Genomic DNA, 15,074 nt, shown 5'->3' with positions numbered 1-15,074 from the left:
TTAACATGAGGTTCTGAAATTACTAATAATTCCTGGGAGCCGAGTAGTCACCATCTTGATTTTCCACGTAAAAAACAAGTCTCACAAGTCTTTTAGGAGTACATCATGGCTAATATCACTCTTTCTGAATTACACGCTGCTGGTTCTGAATTATTCCAAGATTCTGAAAGTTTTCTCAATGAATTCAGCGATGTAGATTCCATCTACGGTGGTAACTACGGTGGAGATGTTAGTGATCCTCAGACACTAATTAAGCTAGCTGGAGCTTTTGTCACTGTATATGCCATTGGTCACGTTACTGTTTTGGCTAAGTCATTCAGTGTAGGTTAAATCTACTAACCTCTCTGTTTAACTACTAAAAAAAATGGCTCTTCAGGTATTAACGGTAAAAAGTCTCTATGTAATCAATATGAGTTTCTTGAGTTACTAATAATACCTAAGAGCCAAGCAAATCAAGCAATATTGAGTTTAATTTCCACAAGTTTAGAGGAGCAAATCATGGCAACTATCAATCTTTTTCAACTATACGTTACTGGTTCTGAATTATTCCACGATTCTGAAAGTTTTTTGAATGAACTCAGTGATGTTGACGCAATTTCTCAGAATCAAGACACTATAGTCGGTGGAATATTTTCAATTAGTGCTTTATCGGGAGCATTTGTTGGTACATTCGCTATTGGTCATGGTAGTTATACAGCTAAATCATTCAGTCAGCCTAGGAGTAAATATAGTCGTGGCTTTGGCTGGTAATAGCCTTTTTTAATACTGCACTAGACAGCTATTTTGAGATTAAAGATAAAAAGTAACTATAGCAATCCTATTTTCAGTGAAGACAGAGAGCGCAGATGTCAGAGAAACAAGAAAATTCACGAATGATTTAGGATTGCTATATTTAAAGGCTACTTTTTATTAATCAAAATCTCTGTTAGCTAGGTGAAACAATATACGTTGTAAATTAACAAGTGATTTGTAAGTCAGTCAAGGCTATTACCGCAACATAATAGACTGAGATTGATTAATTATTCAATATTTCGTGAAATCAAGCAAATGGCGGAAATCATAGTTTCTGATCTGTATTTTCCCGTTTCGGAAAGCTTTCTAATTGAAATAACTGATATGCATTTTCTGTCTGTATATGGTGGTGACGATTATGCATTTCACTACGCATTTCATCAAATGATTCACTTTGCTTACAGGCTTTTGGATTTTATGTTAACGGCATTTGCTATCTACAGTATTGTGTCCTTAGCTAGTTCATTTGGTGCTGCCAATATCTACTCTCCACCTTCTCCATTTATCCCTTTTTAATTAGTAAATTCCCATTGACATGATAACCAATAAGCTGTTGTGTGCAATCAATGCTTGGATAGCCTTTCTCTGGTTCTATAGTTTCTTGATTGACCAACAACAAGTTTTCACTTTACTGAGGAGCATTTAACGCCGTGCCATTTTTATTAAGCTATCAAAATGTTATTGATTACCTAATTCCGCTAGGATTGTGTACTGAAGAAGAACGTGCAGCGAGCAATATCGAGCTAAAACCTGCCAAAAACTTTAACTTATTACTCAGTTTACCCGATGGGCGGCAAATTTTAGTTAAGCAAGAGCGCCACAACAGAGAAGGGAAAACTGCGGGGGAGTTTGTCAAAGAATGGCAAATTCACGGTTTTTTGCAAAAGCAACCCGAAATTAGCTACCTGCGCTCTTCTATTTCTGAGGTAGTGCATTTTGATGCTGAAAATTCTATCATTGTTTTCAATTATCTCAGTAACTATCGGGATTTATCAGATTTTTACGCAAATGAAAATATCTTTCCCACACAGATTGCAACCATAGTCGGAACTAATTTAGCATCCATTCATCGTGTCAGTATTCAACGTCCAGAATATCGGGAATTCTTTGAAGAGTCCCAGGATGAATCGGGTGCCGATGCAGCAAAACTTAATCATCGCATTGATAGACTAACCCCAGAAATTTTTAGTACCGTTCCTGCTGACGGGTTAAGATTCTTTGCTCTTTATCAACGTTACGACAGTTTGGGTCAGGCGATCGCAGAATTAGGTAGCGCTTATACTCCCTACTGTTTGACTCATAATGACATGAAGTTGAACAATATCCTCATCTCCTTAAATTGGCAAGATGTGGTTTCTCATGGATATGTCCCAGATGAAAGCGTCATTAGATTGATTGACTGGGAACGTTGTTCTTGGGGAGATCCAGCTATTGATTTGGGAGCATTAGTTGCTAGTTACCTGCAATTATGGCTTTACAGCGTAGTTGTTGGTAGAGGGATGGAAATCGAAGAATCTTTACGTTTAGCGACAATTCCTCTACAATCCCTACGTTCGTCCATGTCAGCCTTAATGACCGCTTATTTGGCGGAATTTCCTGAAGTTTTAGAGCATCGACCCGATTTTGTACGGCGAGTAGTACAATTTTCCGGTTTAGCCTTAATTCAAGCTATTCAAGCAACACTCCAGTACGAAAAAAGCTTTGGTAATCAAGGTATTTGTATGCTCCAGGTCGCCAAGAGTTTATTGTGTCGTCCAGAAGCATCTATCCCCACAATTTTCGGTATGGAGTCATCAGACCTCGCTCCCAAAAACTTATCTCGCGCTTAAAACATACTGAGGTGGCAAAGTTGGTCAATATCCCAACGCCGGGAAATCTTTTTCCCCCACCTCCCCATTCCTTATATATTCACAGGCAAGCTCTTATGCAACTATTAGATTCGCTACAAACTCAAATAGCAAGTATTCCTGAGCCATTGCAGACATCACTACAAGACATTATTCAGAAAGTTAAAATCGAGTCCCACCATTGTATTAAGCACTCAGATTATAAAACATTGGACTTGACAGAGCAGGCAATTTCCCGCTTTCAAAAATTGCCCTTGGATCTTCAGAATAAATATTTAAGTCTGCAATTGCGTAGTTTTCTTTATGGGATTTATTACAACGGTTCTTTGAAAGAGGAACTGACATTGAATGAAGAGACAACAAATTTAGCATTGAATCCAAATCTAGAAAATAACAGCTTTTTGGGTGTAGATATAGCTTTTTATGACCGCTTGCATGAAAGCAATAGAGGTGAAGGTTATTGGAGCAATGATTGGCTGGTGGTGAACGAGGAAACAGATGGTGCGTTAGCTGTACATAAAACTGGGTTGACACTCCATATTGAACGCAATATTCACTTGCAACCAGAACATCAAGATACCAATATCGGCAGTGTAGTTGCCATTAAAATGCCGAAAAATGTTGTGCAACATGGATTTTATATGGCAGTTGCTAATGCAGGTTCTCATGGTGATGGTGAGATTGTGCGTATCTATTTCAATTTATCCCCAGATGGTGCCATAGCTGTCATGGATAGTTTGACTACTCAACTTAATGCGCTGCTCATTCCTTTCACTTTTAAAGCGCTGTATAATCCTTCTGATTATGGACGTTGTGATTCAGCAGTACTTTATTTTGATAAACATAACTATGATACAGTTCACCCAGTACTAGACAGAGTGTATACAGAACATCAATCTTTATTTGGTGATGCTGTCCCCTTGTTTACAAAATTATTAGCCCCAGGGTTAGCTCTAGCTGAAGAACCAAACAGCAAATTTACTGACAAAGAAAGTTTTGGTCTGAACCGTTGTCAAATCATTGCCAATGCTTTACTTGAAGTTTGGCATCAAGATAATGATACGCCAGAGACTCGGATGGTATCGATTTTAAAGCATTTTTCTATGCATGAAATTGAATTGCAACGCCCATATCTTAATCCTCGTTCTGAAGATATTTATCCTTGTTTGAGGGTTTAATTTTCTATTTATTACCTTTGAAAAGAGGTAATTATTCAAGATATGAAATAGGGTAAAGGTTGAGAGTCAAAGTCAGACTAATTCCTTTTACCCTTTTTTAATGTTTATGTACAAACCTGAAAGAACGCAGTCATCTATCTGATAAGCTGCGTTCCCTGTATTCTCTCAATCCAATATTTGTGCTAAAGAAAGTAAAACTCACTGAAAAAAGAAACCTGTCAGCACTAGGGGCAAAAGTATCAAAACAGACACAATCAAAACTAGGGTAGCCGGATCAATTTTAATGTGATTTTTTTGTGGATCTCGCATTTGGCACCTTCCCACATAAGCTCAGTATATTAACTCAGCCTAAAGGATGTGTGCGCGTTTTTCCAAGTTCCATTCGGTTGAGATGTCGAAAATTTGCCGCTAGTTCCGCCTACAAGCTTATTTTTTTCCCGGAAGTTTAGTCCCCATTTCAGTCAAGGCTGAAAAAACGAGATAAATAATCAGTAAACCGACACTTGCAAAAAAAGCTAGTACATCACTATCCATATAATTACCGCTGAGATCAAAATACTTTTCTGTTTCTGGCATCTAAAAACTTCAATTGATGGTAGATACAGCTAATCTGTGGTAAATTTACCCCGACTGCTTGCGCTTTCCGTAAGGGGTTGCCGAAAATTGCTTCTACTTCCAACGGACGATGCTCATCATAGTCAATTTTCATGCTAGTGCGGTAAGGTTTCATCTTCAACGTGTAATTAAGCATGGTTTGAATAAAGCTATCAGGAATGACGCGCCCCGAACTTTGCGCCCCAGTAGCCACTTCATTCATCAATTGTTCAACTAATGTGCGCGTGTCAGCATCCGCCATTAATTCATCTGTTCTCGCGTTGAGAATCACAGATAGCCCATTGTACGGAATGTTCCACACAAGTTTTTGCCAACGGGCCAAAAATAAGTCTGTGGCTAATTCAATGGGAATACCAGCATGGTTAAAGTCATCAGCAATTTCCTGCATTCTCGCTGTAATCCCGCTAGGATCATATTCAGGGTTATATTCCCCCAAAGTAATTTTTCCATAATCTAAGTGGCGAATATGTCCTGGCCCCACTTTATTGGAACACAGAAAACATAAGCCACCGATAACTTTAACGTTGCTGACAATTTGGGTAACTTCCTCTTCCACACCCAATCCATTCTGCAATACCAACACTATCCCCTGATCTTTAACTACAGGTGGTAACAATGTGGGCAGTAAATGGTTTTGTGTTGTTTTTAGTGCAACTACTACCACATCACATTGTGGCATTTTGTCTACATTGTTATGGGCGTTAACGAGAGGAAGAGTAAAATCACCATCTTTCGATTCGACGAGTAAACCAGATTGGCTGACGTGTTCATAATCGCTGTTCAGCAAAAAGTGGACATCTAAACCAGTTTGTTGGAGTTTAGCACCATAAAATCCACCTAATGCGCCAGTTCCGAGGATGGCGTACTTGCGATCGCACATTTGTTCAACACAGGAATTTTTTCAGGATTATCATAAAACGATGGCTGACAACAAGCTACCCTTGAGTCTATGTATACTTAATTTATTATTCTCATTTTTAATTAAATTTTTGTAATAAAACTTAATTCTTTGATAGATATTTTAAGTAAAAAAGATAGCTGATATTATTGATGTTACAGTTATTGCCGAAATGCCATAGTTTTAGCAGCAGATAACGATTTAATTCATTTGATAGAGACAGTTTTTGCCTGTTTAATGTATCTCTAGTGAGTAAACTCCACCTTAATTTAAAAGTTTATTATGCTTACTTATAGATAGTAGGAGAAGTCAGTTTAAAACTTTAATTTATGTTACATTAACGGAGTAATTACTTTAGGCATATGCTAATATTATGTCAAATATCTAAAAATATGTTTACTTTACTTATTTTTAAGATGTTGACATTACCCCAACAAATTGATGCTTGATTTCAACGCCTTAGCTGAATTTTCTCGTGCCAATTGCACAAGTATTTGTGCCTTTCTCATCCCAGCAAATTTGATTGCCTCATCACTTACAATCATTTTGACAATATTACATCGTCCGACACATCAAGTCTGGCAAGCGGCGGGAATAGCAAGCACTTTTGCTTCTGTGATGATATTGCATGTATATACTTGGTTTATCATTGGTGTGGTAATGGCCCCCACTTATATTTTGTTGTCTTTAGCAATCACCTGTTTGGTAACTAATTTGATTGCAGTTCTATTTCAAAGACGCCACATTAACAGCCATCATATTTCTCACAACGCCTAATGTGATGGTCACAGATATCTGGAGTTTACCTAAATGGCAATAAGCGCAAAAGTCAAGAACAACTCCAGAATATCACTGCGATCGCTTGGTTTTATTATGGTCATCAATAACATTATTTAGGGTTGGTGTGGAAATATCTAGATAAGACGCACCAACCAAGTTTCAATAGTTAATATTTATACTCCAGGAATTGCACCAAGAGAACTCCACAAAATGCTTGATCCTATGATGAGATAAAGATAATTTCAGCATTTTTTTAAAATAAGTTACTAATATTTGAAAGTCCCCAGTTATATCTCCCCTGCTGGTTTGTTAGCCACTTTAGTACTTGAAATTAGAATAATAATACCGCTGCACGAAAGTAAAAAATCAAAAGTCAAAAAGCTTATTAAGCAGACTGTTTGACGATTAAAATGGTATGCCTATTTACACCATGCTGTACTAGTCTGATACTAATATTGAGGCATATTTATGTCAAAAAAGGCTAGAAGTTTGCATATTTAAAATCCAGCTATCCTTGGTGTGACTTTACCCATAACTTTGTCGATACTAGAAGCATAACCTTGCCGCAGAAGAGGTTGTCAAGCTTGATATTGCGTCAAATAAATTATCACTTTTTTCTATTTTTGGAACCATAAGTTTGCCGTAAATCAGAATTGGAAGTATAAGCTTGTCGTGAGGAATTATAAAATTTTATTTCTGGGAGCATCCACTTTTGGAAGAAACATAATTCTGGTACTCCAAAAACCCTACTATATGGTTCATCTAAAAAAGTATATCCGCCGAAAGTTTGGAGTTTAGACTAAACGGGCAACAAACCCAGAAAAATAGAGGGTGTGCTTGAACACAGACCCCCTATTAGCAGAACCTGAGAGAAGAACGACCAACTCTCATCTGCCAATATGAAACGTGCCTTATTAGAAGAATTTCGTCAAGCAGCGTACAGATATCTAGGTAGAGCGCATGACGCAACTTTTGAACTGTGACCTGATGCCTCTAATGACTTGGGAATTGTGGTTAGCCCGTGATATCGTTGCGGATAACCCTCTCCCTTGGCAAAAGTCCCTGGATAAATTGACCCCTGGAAGAGTCGCCCAAGCTATGGGAGGAGTTTTTGCGGCGATTGGTACTCCAGCCCAACCACCCAAACCTCGCGGAAAGTCTCCAGGCTGGAAGGCTGATCAACCACGTAAACGTAGAATTCGCTATCCCATAGTTAAAAAAACTACAACGAAGCCCCGCAAAGAGCAATCAAAATCTGCTTAGTACTATAGATTTTCATATCTGAACTCTGTTTCTTTTCAACTCAGCGTTGCTGAGTCTTTTCTTGCTGCCTAGTCTAAACTCCAGTAGTTAGTAACACGTCACCAATTTTAAATTTAGCTATTGTTGATCAGCTGATTCTTTTGCATCAGCAGTTTGGTGAAATTCTGATTCCAAGTGCTGTACTCCATGAGTTGAAAATTGGTGAAGAGCGACCCGGATCTCAAGCAATTAGTGAAGCAATTTCGGCTGGATGGATTCGGGTTCGTGAGATGAGTGATCAGCCATTAACTCAACTTTTGAAGCAAACTTTAGACAAAGGAGAAGCTGAAGCGATCGCTCTTGCAATTGAACTCAAGGCAGATTGGATACTACTAGATGAGCGTGAGGGGAGGAAAGTAGCTAAATCTCTGGGTTTAAAGGTAATAGGTATTCTGGGCGTTCTGCTACGTGCTAAACAAGCTGGTGAACTCGAATCATTGCAACCTGTGATTGATAACCTAATTACTCAAGCTGGATTTCGGATTGCACCAGAATTGTTAGCACAAGTTCTTAAGCAGTAGGAAAAATAGACAGAATCTCCTAATCAGGAAAAGGCGATCGCACTAAATTATTATAAAAGCTGAGGGTGTATTTTCCAGGCGATCGCTTGTTCACAGATCACAATCAACGCATTCACTATATATCATTGTTTACTTGCCTTGCCAACTGGAGTATGAGACGGATAAAGTTGCCAGTGAGATAAATCATAAACTCCACTTCATCTACAGAATACTTTTCATCGTGCTTCACAGCTTTATTTTGGTAATCACAATAGTGAGTAAATAAAAGTTGTTTATACAAGCTCAACACTTGAGGATGTAATCTTTGGGATTCAAACCATATCTTAAACGGTTTGTGCTGGTGTTCTAACGATTCGTTGTTGTGCAAAATCTGTTTCAAAAGTTGCTCAAGCGCAAAGCGTAAATTATCAAGCAAATTTCTGTATAAGCTTATTTCACCACTTTGATAAATCTTGAGTGCTTTATCAAAGTGTTGAGCGACTTGTGGATAATCTTCTAGTCCATAAAGTACACAATCGATAATACCGATATCCAAAAACTGATCACCGTGAGGGTAAATAATTACTTGCTTACCTTTTTTGTGAATTTGAAACCCAGCACTGGGTGTCAACACAGAAATTCTTCTGATTTGTTTCACTATCTCTGAAAGAAAATCTTGCGTTTCATTATCTTTTTCTTCTAGCGTCCAGAACAAAAATTGTAAGACTGTAGCTAGTTCTTTTGTAGTCCTGCAATCATTTATGCATATATATACATTGGTATCGCCAAATCCCTTATCAGTTTTATTATTATCATGAAAAATCTGAAGCAATTGCTCCTTACCTCTAGGTGAAAAAATTTGGGAAATTACCTTCGATTTTTTTACATAGGGTTCATCGGCTTCATGAAATTCAAATAGTTCAATAAAATATTTATCAACATCTGAATTTAAAACAAGATAATTTCCTATTAATTTATCGAGAATACGAACTAGTCTATTTTTGAACTTAAAAAATTCTTCCTCATAGGAAAATTCAATATTCCAGCGTTTGTAGTGATTTTTTAATCGTTTTTCTATTTGCATATTGAGATGTTATTGTTTTTTAAATAATAAAAAACCAAACTTTGGTAGAGTTCAGCATTGTTTTTATTACAAATGAGGCTATTTATTCGTGATGAATATTATGTTAAATAACTGAGGAATGCATAAATTTTCGGTACCATCTTTACCTATAATTTTAGCTTTTAGTATGCTGCCGCAACCATTCACCAAAATCCTCGCGCCCTAAATCACCTGATGCTACTGCCAAAATAACTTGCTCTTGCTCATCAACAGAAGCACTAATTTCCATACCATTCAGTATCAGAAAAATTTCCATTGCAGCGTGACCTGTGCGCTTATTACCATCAATAAACGGATGATTCATGATAATTGAAAAACCTAAAGCAACAGCTTTATCAATGACGGTTGGATACAAATCTTCACCGCCAAATGTCATGCCGGGTTGAGCAAGTGCAGATTCCAAATTACCTAAATCACGGATACCTATTGACCCTCCTGACTGCTCAATAAGTTGATGATGTAAATCCAATACCTCGGCTAATGACAAATAACGCATCATGCCAAACGTCGGTATAGTTCAGCATTTTTTTTCAATACATAATTAGCTGCATCAGTGAAGTCGCTTTTTTGCTCACTTAACCATTTCTCGATATTAGCACTCAGTAAAGCTTCCAGAGAAATGTTATGTAATCTCGCTAGTTCTTCTAGCTTTTCTAATTGGCTATCTGGAATATTGATAGTAATTGCAGCCATAACTATTCATCCTCCGAATTTGTGAGTAGAGTGAAAAATTGATTTAGTTATTCCTAAATTATGGACTATTCACACAACAACCGCCTCTGCAACAGCACCTTGCATTTTGTTCATCGCATCTAGCAAACTTTGCAATTGTTGGTCAGCTTTTAAAACTGCTAAACCGCGGACTGTCACCTTACCAGGAGAGTAAACAAAGCGCGTCTTCAAATGTTCCGGTAAATTCGCTGCTAATAGATTCCAAGCGGGTTCTTCCATTGGCGTTTCTAAGACAATGTGCTGCTTATTCTCTGGCTTAATACGACTAAATCCTAATTTTTTCGCCAGTTGTTTGAGTTCCATAACTCGTAAAAGTTGATTCGCTGGCACAGGTAAAGTACCATAGCGATCGCCCCACTCGGCTGCAATCATTTTTAGTTCTTCTGGAGACTTGGCCGCCGCTACTGCACGGTAAGCACTCATCTTTTGATCGACATCGGGAATGTAATCTGCGGGAATGAATGCTGTGAGGTTGAGGTCAATTTGGGTATCATCAACTTTGGGTATTTCTTGACCGCGAATTTCTCGAATTGCTTCTTCTAACATTTCCATGTACAAATCAAAGCCGATGGCTTCCATTTGACCGGATTGTTCTGCACCTAACAAGTTACCCACACCCCGAATTTCCATGTCGCGCATGGCTAGTTGATAGCCGGAACCAAGTTGAGTAAATTCCTGAATCGCCCTTAACCGTTGCCGTGCAGCATCTGATAACGCCCGTTGTTTGGGGTAAAATAACCAAGCGTGGGCTTGTATACCTGCACGTCCCACCCGTCCCCTTAATTGGTATAGTTGCGATAAACCAAAACGGTGAGCGTCTTCAATTAAGATGGTGTTGACGCGGGGAATATCCAAACCAGATTCAATAATTGTGGTACAGACAAGAATATCCGCATCACCATTACTGAAAGTCAGCATGGTAGATTCTAACTCGCTTTCATCCATTTGACCGTGGGCGATCGCAAATCTCCCCCCCGGTATCATTTCTCGTAAATTAGCTGTCAGTTCTTCAATGCCTTCCACTCGTGGAACTACATAAAATACTTGTCCCCCCCGGTCTAATTCTTGACGAATAGCACTGCGGACAATTTCCGGGTTTAGGGGTGCTAAATGCGTTTTAATCGGTCTTCTAGTTGGGGGTGGTGTGGTAATCAAACTCATTTCCCGAATCCCCGATAAAGACATATATAAGGTACGGGGAATGGGAGTAGCCGAAAGTGTCAGCACATCAACTTGAGTTTTCAGACTTTTAATTTTCTCTTTTTGGTTGACCCCAAATCGCTGTTCTTCATCCACCACCAACAATCCTAAATCTTGGAAGGTTACACCTTTACCTAAAAGTTGATGTGTACCGACGACTATATCTAATTCACCTGTAGCCAGTCGCTTTTGAATATTGCGGCGTTCTTCAGCGCTGCGGAACCGATTTAATAAACCGACATTCACCGGGTAAGGGGCAAAGCGTTCTTTGAGGGTGTGGTAGTGTTGCTGGGTGAGAATGGTTGTAGGTGCTAGCAGTGCAACTTGTTTTCCGGCGGTGACAGCTTTAAAAATGGCGCGAATTGCTACTTCTGTTTTTCCAAAACCCACATCACCACATACTAACCGATCCATCGGGCGATCGCTTTCCATGTCGCGTTTGACATCTTGCACAGCTTTTAGCTGATCTGTGGTTGCTTGGTAGGGAAACGAATCTTCCATTTCCTCTTGCCAAGGCATATCTTGGGGATAGGTATAACCTTCTTGTTTTGACCTAGCTGCATACAGTTTCAGCAAATCCACCGCTAACTTTTTGATGGCTTTGCGAACGCGGTTCTTGGTATTTTCCCAAGCCTTACCAGTCATCTTGTGCAGTTCTGGGGCTTTATCACCTGTGCGGCGAAACCGAGATAAAGAACCAACTTGATCTGCGGCCACTCTCAAGATACCGTCAGCATACTGCACCACTATGTAATCACGGATTTCGTGATTAATCGTTAAGCTTTCTAGCTTGACAAATTTACCAATTCCATGACTTTTGTGAACTACAAAATCACCTTGACGTAGCTTGTTGGGGTCTACTTGCTTAGAACTCGCTTGGCGACGCTTGCGGATATAACCTGGTGTGGCTAGGGAATGCTGTCCATAAAATTCCCGATCAGTGACAATTACCAACCGATATGTAGGCAGAATAAAACCTTCTAATTCCGCCAACCCGGAATATTTCAAAGCTACAGGTATATGGTTAATTTGTAACTTATCAATTGCTTGGTAGTCGCGGGGATTGGGGATAAACTGAGCCGGACAATCGTGTTCTTGCAGTAGAGACACAGAACGGGAAGGTTGGGCAGAAATCAGCCAAATGGAAAAGTTGCGATCGCGCTCTTGTCTCAGTGTTTCTGCTAGTTTACCAAATTGATGTGGTGTCACAGGTAACGACCGACTAGCCAGATTTATGCCGCTGTTTTCCTCCGCCAGTTCCGATAAATATACGGTGGGAAATTTCTTCACATCCGCCAGACACTCATCAAACGACCGATGAATTTTTGGTAGAGTCACATTCCCTACTCCCCACTCCCTATTCCCTACTCCCCATTGTTCCTCGGCATTTTCCACCCAGCGATCGCTATGAGCATGACACTGTTCTGGTTCATCAACAGCAATTAAGATGTTTTTTGGCAAGTAATCTAAAAGTGAGGCTGGTTGCTCAAAGGCTAACCCCAAAAAACGACGACTACCTTCTAATAGTGCTGAGTTATCGGTGCTAAGTTCTGAGTCGGAGTTTGAATCAGCAGTAAGGTGTTGTAATCCGCCATTATTTGTAATTTCTTGCAAAACAATAGGCGCAAAGCTAGTGGGAGTTAATATTAGCTGGTCAATTTTGTCAAGAGCAGAACGTTGAGTTGCGGCATCAAATTCACGAATTTTTTCAATTTCGTCGCCAAACCACTCCAGTCTGACTGGCATTTCCGAAGAAACAGGAAAGACATCGACAATATCACCGCGCCGACTCCATTGTCCTTCTGTTTCCACCAGTGGGACTCGTTCATATCCCAAAGTGGTAATTTTTTCGCCGAAAGTATCTAAATCAAATTCCATTCCCCGCTTCACAGTCAAACAAAAGGGGGTAAAAGCTGCTGGCGGTGGTAAATGGGGTTGTAAGGCCCCAGCCGTGGCGACAACTGCTATGCGGTTGGGGGTGATGCGGGGAGTATTTGTTTCCTTCTCCCCTGCTTCCTGTTCTCTTACCTGTACTAAATCCGCCAAAACCTGCATCTGTCCCCAAGTCATTTCAGTTTCGGGGTCAAAAGGTTCATAAGGAGAAGCTTCGGAGGTGGGGTAAAAATGTACTATTTTCCATCCCATCACCTCCAACTGAGCATAAGCGCGTCCTGCTTCCTCCAGGGTGGCACAAACTACCAACAAATTCCTACCTGAATTTTGCGCCAATGCCGAAGTTACTAGACCCTTGGGTAATCGGGAAATGCCATTTAAACGCAATTCTTGTTGGCGATTTAACTTGGAAAGTAATTCAGTGCTGAGTGGCGATCGCGCCAATGCACGCACAATAGAAGAAAATGCCATAAGTTTTACTACAGGAGGAAGTCGTTAAAGATAAGAAAATCTAGAGTCAGTGTATGTTCACTATTTTAAAAGTGTTAACAGCCCTCTCATTATTTCTATGGAAGAATAATATTTAACTACTAGGGACTAGAGAAGAGATTTTTTCATGATTTGGTGACTTGAAAAATGCTTGATAGTTCGGCTGAATAAAAAAATACTAGCCTCTAGTCTCTATCCCCTAGCCTCTGGCTGCGAATGTACTAGATACTAAAAGGTGAGCCACGTTCGCTCTGATAAGCGGCAATTCTACAACATGTCCTCCATTACTTTTGAAATTTTCATCCTTTTAGTGCTAATTATTGCCAATGGCGTGTTTTCTATGTCTGAGATGGCAATTGTTTCGGCACGTAAAGTCAGACTACAACAGCTGGCTAATCAAGGGGATGCCAAAGCACGGGCAGCATTGAAATTGGCTGAGTCGCCAAATCATTTCTTATCGACAATTCAAATAGGAATTACCCTCATCGGTATCCTCACTGGTGCGGTTGGAGGAGCAACAATTGCCACTCGGCTAGCAGTATATATACGGTTCATCCCCTTATTTGTACCTTATAGTGAACCAATTGCTTTCGGGATAGTAGTTGTCATCATCACCTATTTGTCACTGATTATTGGTGAACTAGTACCAAAACGGTTGGCATTAAATAACCCAGAAAAAATTGCGGCGTTTGTGGCTATTCCCATGAAAGCTGTATCTGCCTTTGCTTCACCCGCAGTGTATCTCCTCAGTGCTTCTACAGATATGATACTGCGAGTATTGGGCATTACACCATCGCTGGAACCACAAGTCACCGAAGAGGAAATTAAAATCTTAATCGAGCAAGGCACAGAGGCGGGAACCTTTGAGGAAGCGGAACAAGATATGGTAGAGCGAGTTTTTCGTTTAGGCGATCGCCATGTCAGTTCCTTGATGACACCCCGTCCTGATATTGTTTGGTTAGACTTAGAAGACTCTCCCGAAGAAAACCGCCAAAAGATGGTTGAAAATGGTTATTCTCGGTATCCCATCTGTCAGGGAGGACTCGACAATGTACTAGGTGTAATCCCCGTCACCGACTTATTAGCCCGGAGTTTACGCAATCAACCCTTGGACTTAATAGTAGGATTGCGGCAACCTGTATTTGTGCCAGAAAGTACCCGTGGTTTGAAAGTTTTGGAGTTATTCAAACAAACCGTCACCCACATGGCCTTGGTAGTAGATGAATATGGTGTCATTCAAGGAATAGTCACCCTCAACGACATCATGAGCGAAATCGTCGGTGATGTTCCGGAAGGCCCAGAAGAAGAAGAACCACAAATTATCCAACGGGAAGACGGTTCCTGGTTGTTGGATGGGATGCTATCTATCGATGAATTTTATGAACTTTTTCATCTCGAAGAATGGGAAATTGAAGATAGAGGCAGCTATCAAACACTAGGCGGCTTCGTCATCACCAATCTTGGTCGCATACCTGTATCCGCCGATTATTTTGAATGGCACGGTATGCGGATTGAGGTCATGGATATGGATGGTAACCGTGTTGACAAAGTACTAGTCATGCCCATGTTACTTGAAGAAGTAAGCAGTGGAGACGAGGGGGAATGAGGGAGATGTAGACGCGACAGTGGTGAATAGGAATCTATCGAACTCACGTAATTTTACTTTTGTTCTTGTCCCCTTGTCCCCTTGTCCCTATTCCCTAAGTCTTCGATAACCGCTTAACC

Annotated in this window: 15 protein-coding genes; 9 read left to right on the top strand and 6 right to left on the bottom strand. The window is 40.0% G+C overall.

Annotated elements, in window-relative coordinates; genetic code table 11:
- Positions 1-105: 105 nt before the first annotated feature.
- The 5 genes from ACM0OS_RS09225 to ACM0OS_RS09205 all read left to right on the top strand — a co-directional run bounded on the left by ACM0OS_RS09225 (position 106) and on the right by ACM0OS_RS09205 (position 3,817).
- A complete protein-coding gene (locus ACM0OS_RS09225) occupies positions 106-330 on the top strand; it encodes a hypothetical protein (RefSeq protein ID WP_414542883.1) in 225 nt (74 codons plus the stop codon).
- Between the two features lie 168 nt (positions 331-498).
- Entirely contained in the window at positions 499-750 is a 252-nt protein-coding gene (locus ACM0OS_RS09220) for a hypothetical protein (protein ID WP_414542882.1), read from the top strand.
- 297 nt (positions 751-1,047) lie between these two features.
- Entirely contained in the window at positions 1,048-1,308 is a 261-nt protein-coding gene (locus ACM0OS_RS09215; RefSeq protein WP_414542881.1) for a hypothetical protein, read from the top strand.
- A gap of 134 nt (positions 1,309-1,442) precedes the next feature.
- Entirely contained in the window at positions 1,443-2,621 is a 1,179-nt protein-coding gene (locus ACM0OS_RS09210; RefSeq protein WP_414542880.1) for a phosphotransferase, read from the top strand.
- Positions 2,622-2,716: 95 nt separating this feature from the next.
- Complete coding sequence (locus ACM0OS_RS09205; RefSeq protein WP_414542879.1) at positions 2,717-3,817, top strand: T3SS effector HopA1 family protein; 1,101 nt, start codon at positions 2,717-2,719, stop codon at positions 3,815-3,817.
- Between the two features lie 426 nt (positions 3,818-4,243).
- Here ACM0OS_RS09205 and ACM0OS_RS09200 read toward each other — a convergent pair whose 3' ends face one another.
- Positions 4,244-4,393: a hypothetical protein gene (locus tag ACM0OS_RS09200; RefSeq protein ID WP_414542878.1), complete on the bottom strand. Its 150-nt coding sequence runs from the start codon at positions 4,391-4,393 to the stop codon at positions 4,244-4,246.
- Positions 4,368-5,312: a putative 2-dehydropantoate 2-reductase gene (locus tag ACM0OS_RS09195; protein WP_414542877.1), complete on the bottom strand. Its 945-nt coding sequence runs from the start codon at positions 5,310-5,312 to the stop codon at positions 4,368-4,370. Before ACM0OS_RS09195 ends, ACM0OS_RS09200 begins: the two co-directional genes overlap by 26 nt.
- Positions 5,313-5,771: 459 nt before the next feature.
- Between ACM0OS_RS09195 and ACM0OS_RS09190 the strand changes: the two genes are divergently transcribed.
- From ACM0OS_RS09190 to ACM0OS_RS09180, 3 genes are all read left to right on the top strand, one after another.
- A complete protein-coding gene (locus ACM0OS_RS09190) occupies positions 5,772-6,107 on the top strand; it encodes a hypothetical protein (protein WP_414542876.1) in 336 nt (111 codons plus the stop codon).
- A 963-nt stretch (positions 6,108-7,070) separates the two neighbouring features.
- Positions 7,071-7,373, top strand: a complete 303-nt coding sequence (locus tag ACM0OS_RS09185) for a hypothetical protein (RefSeq protein ID WP_414542875.1) — start codon at positions 7,071-7,073, stop codon at positions 7,371-7,373.
- 140 nt (positions 7,374-7,513) lie between these two features.
- Positions 7,514-7,933, top strand: coding sequence for a DUF3368 domain-containing protein (locus ACM0OS_RS09180; protein ID WP_414542874.1), 420 nt, complete (start codon positions 7,514-7,516; stop codon positions 7,931-7,933).
- Between the two features lie 115 nt (positions 7,934-8,048).
- Here ACM0OS_RS09180 and ACM0OS_RS09175 read toward each other — a convergent pair whose 3' ends face one another.
- The 4 genes from ACM0OS_RS09175 to mfd all read right to left on the bottom strand — a co-directional run bounded on the left by ACM0OS_RS09175 (position 8,049) and on the right by mfd (position 13,331).
- Positions 8,049-8,996 carry a hypothetical protein gene (locus ACM0OS_RS09175; protein ID WP_414542873.1) on the bottom strand — a complete coding sequence of 316 codons (948 nt, stop codon included), beginning with the start codon at positions 8,994-8,996 and terminating at the stop codon, positions 8,049-8,051.
- Positions 8,997-9,150: 154 nt separating this feature from the next.
- A complete protein-coding gene (locus ACM0OS_RS09170; RefSeq protein WP_414542872.1) occupies positions 9,151-9,534 on the bottom strand; it encodes a type II toxin-antitoxin system death-on-curing family toxin in 384 nt (127 codons plus the stop codon).
- A complete protein-coding gene (locus ACM0OS_RS09165; RefSeq protein WP_414542871.1) occupies positions 9,531-9,728 on the bottom strand; it encodes a DNA-binding protein in 198 nt (65 codons plus the stop codon). Before ACM0OS_RS09165 ends, ACM0OS_RS09170 begins: the two co-directional genes overlap by 4 nt.
- Before the next feature lie 69 nt (positions 9,729-9,797).
- Complete coding sequence (gene mfd, locus ACM0OS_RS09160; protein ID WP_414542870.1) at positions 9,798-13,331, bottom strand: transcription-repair coupling factor; 3,534 nt, start codon at positions 13,329-13,331, stop codon at positions 9,798-9,800.
- A gap of 292 nt (positions 13,332-13,623) precedes the next feature.
- On the opposite strand from mfd, the gene ACM0OS_RS09155 reads away from it, so the two are divergent.
- The gene (locus tag ACM0OS_RS09155) at positions 13,624-14,955 is read left to right on the top strand and encodes a hemolysin family protein (RefSeq protein WP_414542869.1); all 1,332 of its coding nucleotides are present in this window, start codon (positions 13,624-13,626) and stop codon (positions 14,953-14,955) included.
- Positions 14,956-15,074 lie beyond the last annotated feature (119 nt).

It is taken from the genome of Nostoc sp. CCY0012, assembly GCF_963920855.1.
GTDB lineage: Bacteria > Cyanobacteriota > Cyanobacteriia > Cyanobacteriales > Nostocaceae > Cyanocohniella.
The sequence above is the reverse complement of the archived record's forward strand: the minus strand, read 5'-3'. Positions and strand labels throughout refer to the sequence as shown.